At 56.3% G+C, this 15,618-nt stretch carries 11 protein-coding genes, 1 pseudogene and 1 riboswitch; of the genes and pseudogenes, 6 read left to right on the top strand and 6 right to left on the bottom strand.

Annotated features, from left to right (window positions below):
* Position 1: 1 nt before the first annotated feature.
* Together LRS06_RS07130 and LRS06_RS07120 are read right to left on the bottom strand one after the other, a co-directional pair.
* Positions 2–2,298 (bottom strand): annotated as a pseudogene (locus LRS06_RS07130) (radical SAM protein).
* Between the two features lie 217 nt (positions 2,299–2,515).
* The gene (locus tag LRS06_RS07120) at positions 2,516–3,040 is read right to left on the bottom strand and encodes an AraC family transcriptional regulator (RefSeq protein ID WP_257870846.1); all 525 of its coding nucleotides are present in this window, start codon (positions 3,038–3,040) and stop codon (positions 2,516–2,518) included.
* A 582-nt stretch (positions 3,041–3,622) separates the two neighbouring features.
* Here LRS06_RS07120 and LRS06_RS07115 point away from each other — a divergent pair.
* Positions 3,623–3,892 (top strand): hypothetical protein, encoded by a 270-nt coding sequence (locus tag LRS06_RS07115; RefSeq protein WP_257870845.1) that lies wholly within the window; start codon positions 3,623–3,625, stop codon positions 3,890–3,892.
* 81 nt (positions 3,893–3,973) lie between these two features.
* On the opposite strand, the gene LRS06_RS07110 is transcribed toward LRS06_RS07115, so the two are convergent.
* Together LRS06_RS07110 and LRS06_RS07105 are read right to left on the bottom strand one after the other, a co-directional pair.
* Complete coding sequence (locus LRS06_RS07110) at positions 3,974–5,062, bottom strand: DUF5074 domain-containing protein (protein ID WP_257870844.1); 1,089 nt, start codon at positions 5,060–5,062, stop codon at positions 3,974–3,976.
* A gap of 45 nt (positions 5,063–5,107) precedes the next feature.
* The gene (locus LRS06_RS07105) at positions 5,108–7,024 is read right to left on the bottom strand and encodes a TonB-dependent receptor (protein WP_257870843.1); all 1,917 of its coding nucleotides are present in this window, start codon (positions 7,022–7,024) and stop codon (positions 5,108–5,110) included.
* 199 nt (positions 7,025–7,223) lie between these two features.
* A riboswitch (cobalamin riboswitch) is annotated at positions 7,224–7,444 on the bottom strand.
* A 53-nt stretch (positions 7,445–7,497) separates the two neighbouring features.
* Between LRS06_RS07105 and LRS06_RS07100 the strand changes: the two genes are divergently transcribed.
* Positions 7,498–8,097: a DNA-3-methyladenine glycosylase gene (locus tag LRS06_RS07100; RefSeq protein WP_257870842.1), complete on the top strand. Its 600-nt coding sequence runs from the start codon at positions 7,498–7,500 to the stop codon at positions 8,095–8,097.
* A gap of 81 nt (positions 8,098–8,178) precedes the next feature.
* On the opposite strand, the gene LRS06_RS07095 is transcribed toward LRS06_RS07100, so the two are convergent.
* On the bottom strand, positions 8,179–9,381 hold the full coding sequence (locus tag LRS06_RS07095) for a class I SAM-dependent methyltransferase (RefSeq protein WP_257870841.1): 1,203 nt from the start codon (positions 9,379–9,381) through the stop codon (positions 8,179–8,181).
* Positions 9,382–9,463: 82 nt separating this feature from the next.
* Entirely contained in the window at positions 9,464–10,057 is a 594-nt protein-coding gene (locus tag LRS06_RS07090; protein WP_257870840.1) for a hypothetical protein, read from the bottom strand.
* 372 nt (positions 10,058–10,429) lie between these two features.
* Here LRS06_RS07090 and ahcY point away from each other — a divergent pair, with 372 nt between their 5' ends.
* The 4 genes from ahcY (at position 10,430) to LRS06_RS07070 (ending at position 15,450) form a co-directional block, all read left to right on the top strand.
* Entirely contained in the window at positions 10,430–11,749 is a 1,320-nt protein-coding gene (gene ahcY, locus LRS06_RS07085; protein ID WP_257870839.1) for an adenosylhomocysteinase, read from the top strand.
* A gap of 217 nt (positions 11,750–11,966) precedes the next feature.
* Complete coding sequence (locus tag LRS06_RS07080) at positions 11,967–12,908, top strand: polysaccharide deacetylase family protein (protein WP_257870838.1); 942 nt, start codon at positions 11,967–11,969, stop codon at positions 12,906–12,908.
* A 4-nt stretch (positions 12,909–12,912) separates the two neighbouring features.
* On the top strand, positions 12,913–13,728 hold the full coding sequence (locus LRS06_RS07075; RefSeq protein WP_257870837.1) for a formyltransferase family protein: 816 nt from the start codon (positions 12,913–12,915) through the stop codon (positions 13,726–13,728).
* Positions 13,729–14,139: 411 nt separating this feature from the next.
* On the top strand, positions 14,140–15,450 hold the full coding sequence (locus LRS06_RS07070) for a class A beta-lactamase-related serine hydrolase (protein WP_257870836.1): 1,311 nt from the start codon (positions 14,140–14,142) through the stop codon (positions 15,448–15,450).
* Positions 15,451–15,618 lie beyond the last annotated feature (168 nt).

Raw genomic sequence — 15,618 nt, 5'->3', positions numbered from 1 at the left:
GCTACAACACCAGCAGGCCTTTTTCCCGCAGCTGCCGCCAGGCTGCGCTCTGCAGAAACTGCTCCCAGGGCTGGGCACCGGAAGGGTAGGAGCTAGCTGCGTCTTTCAGTAAAACTTTGGTATCGTAGTCGGAGGTGAGACGGGTGAGTAGCTGGTGCAGCCAGGAGCCAACGGCAGCGGGTACGGCTATTTCAAAATCCTCGGCCTGCTCGTAGAAGGTGAGGATGGCGCGGGCAGCTTTCGGCCCGGGTTCCTGGCGCAGTTCGGGGGCATTACCCAGCCAGAACAGGCGGTTGTTGGGGCGGGCGGCGTCGGGTTTGGCATGTTCCTGCAGGGCCTGGGCTACCAGCTGGCGCGGTACCGTGGTTTTGGGGACTTTGAAATCAAACCAGAAACCCAGCGGCTCGTGCAGGGCCACGCCGTGCAGGTAGTTGTAAAGCGCCTTGGCCAGGCCCGGACCAAACAACTCATGGTCGGCGCCGGTGGGGTCGTCGTGCCAAAGGTCGTTCCAGGCGAAGGGGCCGGGCTCGGGGCCAATCTGCTGCACCTGGTACTTGGCCGGGTTGCGGCCCACGGGCGAGTGCGCCGTCATGGCGAAGCGGTGCCAGTAGCCGCTCTGTACAATACCCGCGGCAAACAGCTGCCGCACCACTTCCAGCGAGTCTACCGTTTCCTGGGCGGTTTCGGTGGGGAAGCCGTACATCAGGTAGGCGTGTACCATAATACCGGCCTGGGTGAAGCCATCCGTCACGCGGGCTACCTGCGCAATGGTCACGCCTTTTTCCATCAAAGCCAGCAATCTATCAGAAGCCACTTCCAGCCCTCCACTCACGGCAATGCAGCCCGAAGCGGCCAGCAGTCGGCACAAATCAGGGGTGAAGGTTTTCTCGAAGCGGATGTTGCCCCACCAAGTAATCCGCACCTGCCGCCGCAGCAGCTCGATGGCCAAGTCGCGCAGGGCCAGGGGCGGAGCAGCCTCATCCACGAAGTGAAAACCCGTTTGCCCGGTTTGGCGCACAATCTGCTCGATGCGGTCGACCAGCAGGGTGCTGGGCGCGGTTTCGTAGCGGGCAATGTAGTCGAGCGTGACGTCGCAGAAGGAGCACCGCTTCCAGTAGCAGCCGTGGGCCACGGTGAGCTTGTTCCAGCGCCCGTCGCTCCAGAGCCGGTGCATAGGATTCAGCACCTCAATCACCGACAGATACTCCGTCAGAGGTAAATCCGAGTAATCGGGGGTGCCTACTTCCGCGTGCGGTACATCGGCAAAGGGCTGGTTGATGTACTCTACCTCCCCGGCTGCGTTGCGCAGGAAGGTGCGCTGAAGCAGGTAATGTTCAAGTAGAACGTCATGCTGAGCTTGTCGAAGCATCTCTACCGCTTCGCCTGCATCATTCAACGAAGCAGTAGAGATACTTCGACTGCGCTCAGCATGACGTTCTTTTTCATCACCCAAATGCTCCAGCAGCCGTAGCCAGGGGCCTTCACCATCATCCAGCGTCAGGAAATTGATGTAATCGAAGAAGCGCGGCTCCCGGATGGTGCGCAGCTCGGTGTTGGGGTAGCCGCCGCCCATGCAGGTGTAGGTACTCGGGCTGATTTCTTTGATGCGGCCGGCCAGTCGGAGGGCCCCGTAGAGGTTGCCGGGGAAGGGCACCGTAAACCCCACTACATCGGGCTGGGTGCGGGCCAGCAGCCCGTCCAGCAGCTCCAGCAGCATTTCATCGAGCAGGTTGGGGGGGCCTGCAGGGCGGCGTGGAGCTCGTCAAACGTGGTAGCCGATAAACCTAGCTTCTCAGCGTAGCGCGAAAAGCCGAACTGCGGCCCTACGGTTTCCTTGAGCAAGTCGGCCAGATCTTCGAGGTAGAGCGTAGCCAGGTGGCGGGCCTGATCCGTGAGGCCCATCGTGCCAAAGGCCGTTTCCAGATCAGCCACGTTATCGAAGCGGCCGGCCTCGGGCAGAAAGCGCGAGTGGCAGATGCGCGGGGCCAGGGTATTGTCCTTGTTCTGCAAAAACCGCATCACCGGGCCAATGGTGCTTTGGTAGCTGCGCCGAAGTCGCATCATGCGCCGGGCGTTGTCGCTGAGCTGGAATCCGCCGGCTTCAATGGCATCGAATACCCGCCCCAAGCCTTCCGGCGAGAAAATCTTCAACACCAACTCCAATCCCAGGTCGGCCTGCGCTAGGTGGTAGCCGCGCCCGCCCAGAAAGCCCTTCAGGTAGGCCGTGGCCGGATAGGGCGTGTTCAGCTGCGTGAGCGGCGGGGTAATGAGCAGGATGCGGGGCGAAGGAACAGACACGGGCAGCAGATCGGCGAGCTGCAAAGATACGGCTGCGCCGCGCCTCTAACCGCCCCAACTGTTTCCCGGTTCCGCCTGGACAAAGTGCGCTTGGTCACTTTCTCTCCGTGGCGCCACAGCGCTTTGACCAGGCCAACTGAGGAGTACACACAAAAGGGCCGGAAAAGCAGCGGGAGTTTCGCACTGCTTTTCCGGCCCTCGTGGGAATGCGTAGAAATTATGCCAGCTGATCCATGGCTATACGACGGGGCATCAGGTCGCGGCGAAACTCGCTTACGGAGCGGCCGGTCACTTGGCGGAACTGGTTGCTTAGGTGCTGGCCACTACTGTAGCGCATCAGGTCGGCAATTTCGCCCAGGGTCATTTCGCCGTAGCTGAGCAGCTCTTTCACGCGCTCAATTTTCATGCGAATCAGGTACTTCTCGATGGTGAGGTTGGCCGTACGCGAAAATACTTTGCTCAGGTGCGAGTAAGTGGCCGCAAAACGGTCGGAGAGGAAGGCGGAGGTGGTGAGCGGCATACGTGCCGTGCGCAGATGCTCCAGGTAGTCGCTCAGGGCGCCTTTGATTTGTTCGGTAAGCTGCTCGGCCCGGTCCATCAGCACGTCGAAGCCGGCTTCGCGCAGCAGGGGAGCCACGTCTTTGGGGTCAGCAGGGGTGTCTTTGGCCAGCACGGCTTCACCCAGCGTTACCTGCGCCGGCCGGTAGCCAGCCTGTTCGAGCAGATTGCGAACTGCCGACACGCAACGTGGGCAAACCATATTCTTGATGTGCAAGCGGGTTGTTTTCACGATGGTTACTGAAATGAGAGGTTAAGGATTGGACCGCACGCGTTGTCGCAATGGTTTCCCGGAAGCAGCAGGAGAGGCCTTTTTCCGGGGTGGGGTGGTGTTCAGAGCGGAGTCCTCCCAGCCGGGGCCAAACCAGTGCGTAGCAGCCCAACTCACAAAGGGCACCACACCAAGAAAGGTGACGGCTAGTAGGCAGAAAAGTACGAAAAAAGCGCCGAATAATCTGGCAAAGAACTCGTTGGAAAATCCGTACAGATAGCTGATAAGTAACAGAGCCAGCAGCAGGCTGATGCCGGCCACGGTGCCCGTACGGCGAAGAAGCGGAGAGGAGCGAAGAGAAGCGGAACGACGAACAGCCATGCCAGCAAATATACCGGATTCGACTGCGCTCTGTTACGTGCCCGGCCGGAGAAGGTTAGGGTGGAGCGGGCTCAAATCCGGCCCCCGAAACCAACCTCGCGGCCTGCCGCCCGTAGGATTGGACAGCAGCCTGCTGCTCTCTTCCTTTTTCCACTCCAAGCCTTGCTACCTGCCATGACTACTGCCCGTTTTTTTCGCTCGGCCCTCTTTGCTTTCACCCTCACGGCTGCTCTGGCGGCCTGCAACACCGGGAACGATGCCGGCGAAACCAACGTGGAGCGCGACGCCCACAAGGACACCGACCCGGCCGCGCTTTCCCCGAACAACAGCGACTCGGCCGCGGCTGGTATGCAGGCCGACACGGCCCGCCAGCCCACGGGCCGCGACCTGTACGAGCAGGCCGGCGAAAACAAAGACCGCAACAACGATGGTATTGCCGACTAAGCTCCCCGTTCGTTTTTAAAGCAGCAACGGCTGCCCGAACTCTTCGGGCAGCCGTTGCTGTGTTTATAGAAAAAGGATCTGTTAATAAAACGCGAAGCCGTTAGGTAGAATACCTACTTCAGCCGAGTCGAGCGGGAGGCCGCCCGTCTGGTACGTGACCATACGGCCCGGGCCGTTGTAGGAAAGCGCCACACCGGTGTAAATAACGTCACTATCTGGGTCTACATCAAGGCCGTAGAAGTTACGCTTCAGGAATGGAGTAGTAGGCAAGCTGGCATCGGTAGGAGACATGCGGAACACACCCTCGGCTGTTTTCAGATAGAACACAGTGCCCTTGGCGTTGCGCCGGATGCGGCTGCCGTAGCCTGGCGTAATATTCAGGTCGCGGCGGCGCACGGTGTAAGGAGCCGAGGGCGCAAAATCACTTACGCTCCCCTTAGTGGAGTTAGCCGGATTGTTGTAGTCAGTATCGCCATTGCCCAGCACCCACACGTGGCCATCGGAGCCCTGCACCAGACTGGCGGGGTTGGCACCTACCGTCAGGGTGGTTTCTACGGCGTCGGTGCTGGTATTGATGACCGTAACCGTATTATCGCCAGAGTTGGCCACGAACAAGCGGCCGTTCACGAGCAACATTTCTTCCGGGAGCCGGCCCACGGCCACGGTTTTTGTTACCTTATTCGTTTTCAGATCAACCACTGCTACGCGGCCAGCTACCGCCGAAGGGAACGGTACCTGGATCCACTCGCTCACGTAGGCTTTGTCGGCGGAAGCGGCCACGAGGTAGCGGGGCTGGGAAAGTGTGGATTTAATGGTGTCCACGCTCTTGAAATCGGGCAGGGAGACGACAACAATCTTACTGTTGTTGTTGGCCACGATGTAGCCCCGGTCGCCCGCAATTGTCATCGACTGCGCCACATCGGCCAGCATCTCGCGGCCGTTGGCGGCCTTGAACACGTTGAGCGAGGTTATTTCGCCACTGACTTTGTCGTACAAACTCACGCTGCCGTTGGGCGTGCCGTAGGCGCCTTCGTTCACCACGTACACATTGGTAAAACGACCTTCGGATACGGGGTCGGGTTCGTTGTCAGGGTCGCAAGCCGTGAAAAGCAGCAGGCTGCCGAAGGCCAGGGCAGAGGCGCCGCGTTGTAGGAGAGAGGGCAAATGCATGGTGAAAAAGAAGAATGAAAGATGAGTGACAGATAAAGAGTAACCCTAGCGCCACGCCACGCGCAAACTCAGTTGCGCGGAGCGCAGGGGCTGAGCCCGGTAGAGGTAGCTCTGGTAGGACTGATTGGTGAGGTTGCGGCCTTGGGCTAGCAGCGTAAGCGCCGCGCCAGCCGGGGCTTTCGGCCGCCACGTATAGCCCACGTAGGCATCCAGCAGCAGGTAGGAAGGCAGAAAGTTAGGGCCGGCATCTTCCGTGTAGCGGTAGCCTGTAAACGTGAGCGTGCTCCCGGCCTGCCAGGCGCTGTGCGTGCCATCCAGGGTTAGGGCAGCGGTATGAAGCGGCACGTACACCAGTTGCCGCCGGGTAACCACGGCGCTTTCTACCGCGTCGCGGGTTTTAAAGGCCCTGGTATAGGCATAGGCAGCCCGCACCTGCATGGAGCTTACTTTACTGTGCCAGCGCAGGCCCGAAGATGCTTCCAGCCCCTGGGTACGCACCCGCCGCAGGTTTCGCGGGCTCACAAAGCTCTGGCCCGGCTTCGGCCACCACATCACCCAGTTATCCACCCACTGCTGATAGCCCGTCAGTTCCGTCTGAAGCTTCAGCGCGGGGTGCGCCGGGCTGTGCCAGTTATGCGTGAGGCCAGCCTCGTAGCCTTGGCTGGTTTCGGGCTGGAGGTTTGGGTCGCCGCCGGGCTGATAGTACCGCTCGTTGAGGGTGGGGGCGCGGTAGCCGCGGGCCGCGCTGGCTTTCAGCAGTAATTCATGCTCAGTAGAGGCCAGGGCCTGCCACTCTGCGCCCAGCACCGGCGTGAGGGGAGGCCGGCGCCCCGGCAGCACCGCCTGCCGTAGCGTGGCCGACAGGCGCAAACGGGCCGTGGGGTCGTAGCGGAGCAGGGCAAAGCCGGCAAAGCGGTTTTCACTCACAAAGGCGCCGTAATCCGTCATGCGCACGGCAAAATGCTGGGCTTCTGCTCCCACGCGCAAGCTGGTGGCCTGACTGAAGCGTACCGTGTGGCTAACCTGGGCCTGGGTGGTTTGCACCCGGGAGTTGCTTTGGAACGCGTCGGTGCGGTAGTTCAGAATATCCTCAAACCACGCCACCCGCACGCTCGACTCGTGGCGGGCAGTGGTATGCTCGTAGCCCAGCAGCAGGCGGCTGCTCTGGTCGAGCTGGCGGGCGTTGTTGTTCTGGGTGCCGATGGCCGGCTGGATGTGGCGGTCGGCCTTGGTGAGCCACGCGGCGGCCTGTATTTGCCCGGCTTTGCCCACGCGCCAGGCAATATCCTGAGCCAGGCTGCCCTGCCAGAAGGCGGCGTTGGTTTGGCGTAGGCGTCTTCCACCGGGCTCGTCGTACGAAAAATCGTTGGTAGCGGTGCGGTACGTAGCGCTGGTGCGCAGAGCAAGGCGCGTGTTGCTGAACCCGGCTTCCACGCTGCCCGCCCGCAGTCCAAAGCTGCCCGCCTCGGCCTGCGCCGCACCCCGCAGCCCCTGCGCCCACCGCACCGGCGACGAGAGCAGCACGGTGCCGCCAATGGCGCCGGAGCCGTAGAGGGCGCTGGCCGGGCCGGGCTGCACTTCCACCTGCGTAGCCCCGCTCACCGGCAGCAGCGCAAAGTCGTTCTGGCCCAGCGTGGGCAGCATCACGTTAAAGCCATTCCAGAGCACGGCCGTATGCTGGGCCGAGGTGCCCCGCATGGTAATGGAGCTGAGCTGACCGGGGCCGTAATTCTTCAGATACAGTGGAGTGCGGGCCGCCAAGGCATCGGCCAGGGTGGCGGTACGGTAGGGGACCAGTGCTGCTGAATCCAGGGTCAGGACGCGGGTGCCTACGGCAAAGCGGCGGGGCCGCTCCACCTCCACCCGCACCGCCGGCAGCACCCGCACCGAATCGACGGAGGGTGCCTGCTGCGCCTGCGCCGGCTGAGCGGGCCAGAGCAGGCTTAGCGCCAGGAATTTCAACCAAGGTTTTTCAACCAGACCACCGGCCCGGCCGCTACGCGCACAATCCATCCGAACTAAATTTCCATAGGAAAATTCAGTTCAAAACTCCGGTAGCTGGCAGCCAAAGCTGCAAACCTCCGAAGCCGAGGCCGAAAACAGGGAAACCGGCCGCCGAAGCGGCCACTGCATTCATTCTCCGTCCGTCCTCCGCGGGCGCTGAACATGGTACTGTAGCGGCAGGTCTCCTGGCTTGCTTCCGGCGCGCCGCCTTCCCATTTCTCTGGCCGCTGTAAGTAGCGGTTATCGAAACAGTGGCAGCCGGGGCGCGCCAAACTCATGAAGCGTACAGTTGCGGGGACAGCTCCGGAATTGAACCGGATTCCCTTTTCAGCCTCGCTCCGCAATTGGAGTCCGGCCACCGTTACGGGACAAAGATACGCGTCCTGCCCGAATGATAGCAGCCCCAGTGCTGGCTATGCGTATACCAAGGCATGATTCTGCCTTTATCATACTACCAGCAGCCCGATGTAGTAGCCCTTGCCCGGGATATGCTCGGCAAGTATCTGTTTACTCGTTTCGACGGACAACTCACCGGCGGGCGCATTGTGGAAACGGAAGCCTACGCGCACATCGGCGACCAAGCCTGTCACTCGCACCTGGGGCGGTTCACCGCGCGTACGCGCATCATGTACGAGGCCGGCGGCGTGACATATGCCTACCTGATTTACGGTCGCTACACCTTGTTTAATATCATTACCAACGAAGCCGGCAAGGCCGATGCCGTTCTTATTCGGGGCCTAGAACCAACGCACGGTATAGCGGAAATGCAGCTGCGCCGGGGCCTCACGCAGGTGCAGCGTAACCTCACCGGCGGCCCTGGCTTGCTCACTCAGGCCCTAGGCATCAGCACCCGGAGCTACAGCACGCCACTCACCGGGCCCGAAATCTGGCTCGAAGACCGCAATGAGCCCGTGGCGGCCGACCAAGTTCTAGCATCGCCCCGCGTTGGTATCGACTATGCCGGGGATGATGCCGCCCTTCCCTGGCGTTTTCGCCTGCATGGCAGCCCCTGGACTAGCCCGGCAAAGTAGTAAAGCTGTGAAATGGTGAGTTTGACGTTCCGCTGGTGCGGTCTGCGCAAGAAGTCCGATCAGACCGTCAGTCGCACTATTTCACAGCTTCTCACATACCAACACCACCAGCCGGCCTTCCAGGTTGGTGGTAGCGAACAGGTACAGGTCCCCGCCTTCGCGGATGCCAGTGCGGTAGCGGAAATCAGCCACCGAATCGGGGAAGTTGCGGGTCGTGACGTGGGCACGGGCCTCGGGGCCAAGGTAGGCTTTCAGCGCCCCGCCGTCGTATTTCTCCACGGCCCGGATGCGGAAAACGCGACCTGGGAACTCGGCGCGTAGTGTATCCGACGTGTACAGGTGGCTATGTTGGTGCAGCTTCAGCAGCTCGAAAGCCGTGCCGATACTGCGGAAGCCACCAGCTTTAAGAATAGCGCTGTTGGGCTCATAAAGGTACTGCTGCGGCTCGGCGTAGCGCGGAATGGCTCGGGCTTCGCGTGCCCGGTTCAGCCGGAATTCCTGCTGGGTGCCGTCCCGCCGCAGGTTCACTGTCAGCCGCTCCGGGTCGATGGCGGCTTCCTGACCCAGCTCATACAGCACTTCCTTGCACTCATTGTCTACAGCCACCACCCACAGGCGCCGCACGTGGCCCAACTCCTGCACTGCCAGCTCAATATCGAGCATCGGTGAAGTCTTTAGTAGCACTCGCTGACTTTTGTGCAGCAGCAGGGGCAGCAGCTTCACTACGTCAGGCTCACAGTCCTGCAGCCGGTAGATCTTGCGCGCGGCGGTATCGCGCCGGGCCGGGTCGAGGTACAGCCAGTCGAAGGCGAGTTCGGTGCTTTTCAGGAAGCTCACCGCGTCGGCGGCGTGCACGTGCACGTTCCCAATACCCAATTGGCGCAGATTATACTCCACTACGGCGGCCAGCGAAGCATTGCGCTCCACGTAGTGCACATCGGCTACCTGCCGGGCAAAATGACTGGCATCCACTCCAAAGCCGCCCGTCAGGTCAGCCAGCCGCGCACCGCGTACCAACGAGGCCTTGAACGCGGCCGTGCGGTCGGAGGAAGCCTGTTCTACCGATAAGGCTGGGGGGAAAATCAGCTTGGTGTCATCGGCCCAGGCAGGCAATTTAGTGCGGGCTTTCTGGCGGGCCTGAATCTGGCGTACCAGTTCCGGCACCGGCAGGCCCGGGTGGCGCCGGGCCTGCAGCGCCAGCTTGGCCGGGTCGTCGTGCAGGTGCTGCGCAATATAGGTGCGGGCCGCGTCCGACAGGCCCGCGAAATCGGGTTGAATATCCACAGGCAAAGAAAAAGCCCACCCGGCTGGGGTGGGCACCAGACCAGGCTTTCCGCTAAGACGGAAAACCCAGCCGCAAGTTACGTTAGCGGAGCGACCAAGTCAGCAGCAGCTGTGGTTTTCCGCTGAAAGTTGCCACGCCTACGTTGGTGGGCTGCATGCGCTGCCAGGCCCCGGCACGAGCGGCCGGCAGCGTAGCATTCTGCGCCTCTACTGCTTGGCGAAAATGCCAGTTGGTATTGCGGTTGATAAGGATATTAGCCAGCAGGCTCACGGCTGCCACGCCAAGAGCGCCCTTCTGCGCGTTGTTGAAGTACTGCCGCTCGTCCCGGGCCAGCACCTGCTGGCCGTAGAAACCCAGCGCCCCCAGAAACACCGCCCGCTCGCCTAAGTGCATCCACTTCTGTCGGCGGTAGTCATTCAGGTGCTCTATGGCCTGGGCATTGCCGGCCACGTAGGGGCGCAGGTGCTGCCCAAAGAAGCCAGCATTCAGATAGTCTTTTTCGCCATCGGCCTGGAAGAAGAAATTCTTCTGTGAGCCATTATAGCTGCGTTCCTGATCTTCGGGGCTCAACTGAATAGTGGTGCCCGATTGCGCCCGCAGCCCGGAAACTGACAGTGCCAGCAGGAGCAGAAGAGCCGTAAAAAAGCGCAAGGTGATTTTGGTCGTGGTGTGCATAGTACAAATTTAAGAATAAGCGCGTTACTATGTATACAGTAACGGCCTAAAAATCTTTGTTACGGGGCCAACAGAACTACCCTAACGAACGTTCACTCAATAGTATATAAAACAATTATATGTAATTAAACATATTTGAGTATGGTTTGGACTTAATCTTCAAATGCTATTTTGCTGCCAAAATGACCCGAACACAGCTATGAAATAGAGCTACTTAACGCTCACTATTCACCGGTTGGTATAATGTTGCGGCAATGGCTTTTACAAACGGAGCAAAGAAACGGGTTTTGACCGTATCAACCGTCAATAAAGGGTTTAACTACCTAACAAATTGGCTACCTTTGCTGTTGATTCGCAAATTCTTTCTGCATCATGGTGGATACCAAGACCACGGCTTACGTTCCGTACAAAGTAAAAGACATGTCACTGGCCGAGTGGGGCCGCAAGGAAATTCGTTTGGCCGAAGCCGAGATGCCGGGTCTGATGGCGTTGCGCACCGAGTATGGCGCCAGCAAGCCGCTGGCCGGGGCCCGCGTTGCCGGCTGCCTGCACATGACCATCCAGACGGCAGTGCTCATCGAAACTCTTAAAGAGTTGGGCGCCGAGGTTACCTGGTCGTCCTGCAATATCTTCTCTACCCAGGACCACGCCGCTGCCGCTATTGCCGCTGCTGGCATCCCGGTTTATGCCTGGAAGGGTATGAATGAGGAAGAGTTCAACTGGTGCATCGAGCAGACGCTGTGGTTTGGCCAGGAGCGTCAACCCCTGAATATGATTCTGGATGATGGTGGCGACCTGACCAATATGGTGTTGAATCAGTATCCCGAACTGGCTGCTGGCATCAAAGGCATTTCGGAGGAAACTACCACGGGTGTGCTGCGCCTGATGGACCGCGTGAAAGCCGGTACACTGCCCATGCCTGCCTTCAACATCAACGACTCGGTAACCAAGTCGAAGTTCGATAACAAATACGGCTGCAAAGAGTCGGCCGTGGATGCCATCCGTCGGGCTACCGACGTGATGATGGCCGGCAAAATTGCCGTGGTAGCCGGCTACGGCGACGTAGGAAAAGGCACGGCGGCTTCGCTGCGCGGTGCCGGTGCCCGCGTCATTGTCACGGAAATCGACCCCATCTGCGCCCTGCAGGCTGCTATGGACGGCTACGCGGTGAAGAAGATGGAAAACGCCATCAAGGAAGCCGATATCGTGGTGACTGCCACCGGCAACTGCGACATCATCACCGAGCAGCACTTCCGTGCCCTCAAGGATAAAGCTATTGTCTGCAACATCGGCCACTTCGACGATGAAATCGACATGGCATGGCTCAACAAAAACTATGGCCACACCAAGGACACAGTAAAGCCGCAGGTTGACCTGTATACTATCGATGGCAAAGAGGTGATTATCCTTGCCGAAGGTCGCCTCGTGAACTTGGGCTGTGCTACCGGCCACCCATCGTTCGTGATGTCAAACTCCTTCACCAACCAGACGCTGGCGCAACTGGAATTGTGGCAAAACGCCGCCGCCTACGAGAACAAGGTGTACACGCTGCCCAAGCACCTCGATGAGAAAGTAGCCCGCTTGCACCTCGCCAAAATCGGTGTAGAACTGGATGAACTGAAACCCAAGCAGGCCAGCTATATTGGAGTTGATGTTCAGGGACCGTTCAAGTCAGATCTGTACCGTTACTAAACTGGTACTGCCGTAATAAGTGGTGGCCTGAAATTGCTCAGGCCACCACTTATTGATTATGGGGTATATACTAGGTATAGTATGTACGTATACATTCAGGCGTTCTGGCGGGAATATTGCTTAACCAATCTTCTGATGCTGTGTACAAGCTATGGTAAGCTAGAAGCTGAAAATATAGCTGTACAAGTATTTAGTAAGGTTTTGGTTTAAATTTTGTGTGTTTTTTGCAATGAAAATAAAAAATTTTCTCTTTCATCGGGTTAACCCGGTACGTGATGCGCTGTGGGACCCTATGGACGTAGCGTTGTTTGATAAAACAATTAAATATATAACGGATAAATATTTAGTTCGCACTATCGAAGATATAGTTCTGAATGGCTATGAGCAAAAAAGTAAGAGGCCCATTGCAACTATATCATTTGATGACGGATATAAAGATAATATCGAATATGCAGCACCTATACTAACAAAATATAACTGCCCGGCTTCCTTCTATGTAGTAACATCATCTATCGACAATAATTATCCTACTTGGACTTATGTTCTGGAATACTTGTTTCAGCACACTAACAAGCTTACAATAAGCCTGCAGCACGCTGCGTTGCCGCAGGGCATGAGAGTATCTAAGTGGGCTAATAAAGCAGAGCGCATAAGCTATGTAAAAAAGCTGAAGCCATTTCTGAAGAAATTAACTCATGTACAACGCGAGGAAATACTCTCAGTTATTGAGGGCAATTTCGATGATGTAGAAGTTCCTCAGCTTATGATGAATTGGGATGATGTCCGGCAGTTACGGGCGGCTGGCTTCGTAATAGGTTCGCATTCTCATACGCACCCTATGTTGGGCACCATTGCAGATCGTTCAATTGTAGCAAATGAGCTGGAGATATCTGCTAGCAAAATTCATAAGGCGCTAGGTGAATCTCCACTTGCCATTAGCTATCCTATCGGCAGCTACACGCAGGAAACAATTGAGCTAAGCAAAAAAGCCGGCTACAAGTTGGGTTTGGCAGTTCATCAGAAATTTTATGAGACTAGCAATGATGATATATTTGCTATTCCAAGAACCGAACTCTACAACGAAAGCTGGTTGAAAACCCTTAGCCGTATTAATGGCAGCCTGGAGTTGGTGAAAACCCTTACTAAAATGCTAAGATAAGCTCATGAAAAACATCGTACTCTGGATTAATGGGCAAGGCAATCAGGTTGCCCTTGCCAATAAAGTCAATGAAGCGTACCGGGTTAAGGCTATCGTAGTCGAAAAGCGCAAGTCAACGGAGAAAATGACGGCATCCAAGCTTTACGAGAAAATTTATCAAAGAATATTTTTGCGAGAAGTCGGTGAATCATGGAACAGTATGCAGGCTGCATATAAAAATAAATATCCTAGCCTTCCTGATTGTGATATACTAGAAGTTGAGAATATCAACAGCGAAGAATGCTTGGAATTTACCCGTAGCCATAAGCCTGATATTATTGTAGTGTCAGGAACCCGCCTGGTGAAAAAACATATGTTTGATATTAAGGCTTCTATTGGTGTTGTCAATTTGCACACCGGTCTTTCACCCTACGTCAAAGGAGGGCCGAACTGCACGAACTGGTGTATTGCTAACAATGAGCCACATCTTATTGGTAATACTACAATGTGGATTGATGAAGGAATAGATACTGGAAGTATCATTGCTACCGATTATGTTGATTTCACCGGTAATGAAACATTAAGCGAAGTTCATGTTAAAGTGATGGATCATGCGCATGATCTTTATGTCAGGTCTATTCTAAGAGCTATAGAAAATAAAGAGACATGCCCTTCTATACCACAGAAGGAGTTAGGGGTTGGCAAGACGTATTATACCAAAATGTGGGGTCTGCCTCAAAAAATAAATTTGATAAAGAATTTCAAGAACTTTTCCAGGCAGGTGAATAGCCCGGAATTCGAAAAAAAACGTAGTCAGTATAAGATACTGCCATTAAACTAGCTTCAGTGAAGTTAATACCAATTCTATCTATTAAACGCATAGTAGTTTGATCCTGTAAATTACGGGGTTTAGTAAGCACTACGTCACACTATTTGTTTCAGGGTGCTTGTGAGCCTAGACTAACTGATTTAGGCGGTGGTATAAAGGGAGATGATTAGGGTTTTCCGGACAGTGGCTGCTTTAAGACCTCTGAGAAGCGGCTTTTGCAATCACGCGTTTTTGTGTGCATCACTTCCCGTTATACCATCCCCCTGATTCATAAAGCTCATCCTTCAGTCTAGGTACCGTTTTGGCTGCAGGTCGGGGGTGAGCAGGCTCAGCAAACTATACTGGGAGCTGTATTCATCTTAAGTACGATCGAATACAGAGGCTTCAACGTAGATTTAGGCAACAATCTACTGTTGATTACAGATGACGACAACCTTGCGCATAGTTTGGCTGAGTTGCGGGCTATTGCCGGGCTGGGTGTTAGCAGCTGGAGCAGAAAAGAAGCCACGCCTTACTGTGGCTCCACTGCCGACAGCACTTACGAATAGTCCACTGCTGGATAGCCTGCTTCGTAGCAACCCGCGCCTACGGCCGGTTGCTGAGCAGGCAGAGCAATACGAGCTGCAGATTATTTATACCCAGATCAACCGTGATGTGCAGGGAAAGCCGCATTTCGTGCAGCATAACTACCGCCTGAACGCCCGCCAGTATTTCAACCCTGCTAGCTTGGTTAAGTTGCCGGTAGCCGCGCTGGCCCTCGAGAAGCTTAACCAACTCAACAAACCCGGTCTCACGCGTCGTACCCCTATGGCTACTGGTACCGCCTACCGTTGCCAGACTCCTGCCCCATATGTCCCCGCAGCTGATTCCGACCGCGTCAATACCGTCGGTAACTATATAAAGCGCATGTTGCTCGTCAGCGACAATGTGGCGTACAACCGCCTCTATGAGTTCCTGGGGCAGCGCCCCCTCAACGAGCGACTAGCCGCACTGGGCTACCCCGAGGCCCGTATCACCCGGCGCTTTGCTCCTTGCGATACTGCTGCCAACCGTCACACCAACCCCATCACGTTCCTGGATGCCATTTCAGATGCCGTCGTATATCAGCAACCGGCAGCTTTCAATTCCCAGCCGTTCACTTTTCCGCTAGGGAAGGTTCGCAAAGGGAAAGGCTACTACGTCGGCGGCAAGTTCATCCAACAACCCTATGACTTCACTACGGCTAATTACTTGCCCCTGCAGAATGTTCACGATCTGCTGCAAGCCGTTCTATTTCCTGAGGAAGCTCTGCCTACAGCCCGCCTGCAGCTTACTCCCGATGATTACGCCTTCCTGCGCTATTACCTGCGCAGCACGCCCCATGGTTCGGGTTTCTCATTATATAAGAGTCCACGCTACTTCGATGCCTTTAAGAAGTACTTGGTATATGGTAGGCAACCCGCCCAGCCAGCACAATCCGATTTACGCATCTATAATATAGTAGGTATGTCTCACGGTTACTTGGCCGATGTCGCCTATATCACCAATGCAACCCGACAAACGGAGTTTTTACTTAGCGCTGTACTCTATGTAAACAAGGATGATATTCTCAACGATGGCACCTACGAATACGAGAGTATTGGCCTGCCCTTTCTTGCTGAGCTAGGACGGGCTATTCAGAAATACGAAGAGAAAAGGCCCTATCTGTTCAGATTACAGGCAGCGCAATTTTTTTTGAAAGAGGATGTACGTTGATTTACACAGTAGTTCCTGCTGAGAAAGAACGGTTTACTGCAACCGTGCTATCTCGTGTTGAGTACCAAAGCAGATAGTCTATCTAGGAAATTATAAAACTACATTTGGAAAAGCGAAGGAGAAGCGGCACTTTTGCACTCCCAAACCGGAACGCGGCAGGGCATCTCT

Origin of the sequence: Hymenobacter sp. J193 (assembly GCF_024700075.1) — a bacterium.
Taxonomy (GTDB): Bacteria; Bacteroidota; Bacteroidia; order Cytophagales; family Hymenobacteraceae; genus Hymenobacter.
The sequence above is the reverse complement of the archived record's forward strand: the minus strand, read 5'-3'. Positions and strand labels throughout refer to the sequence as shown.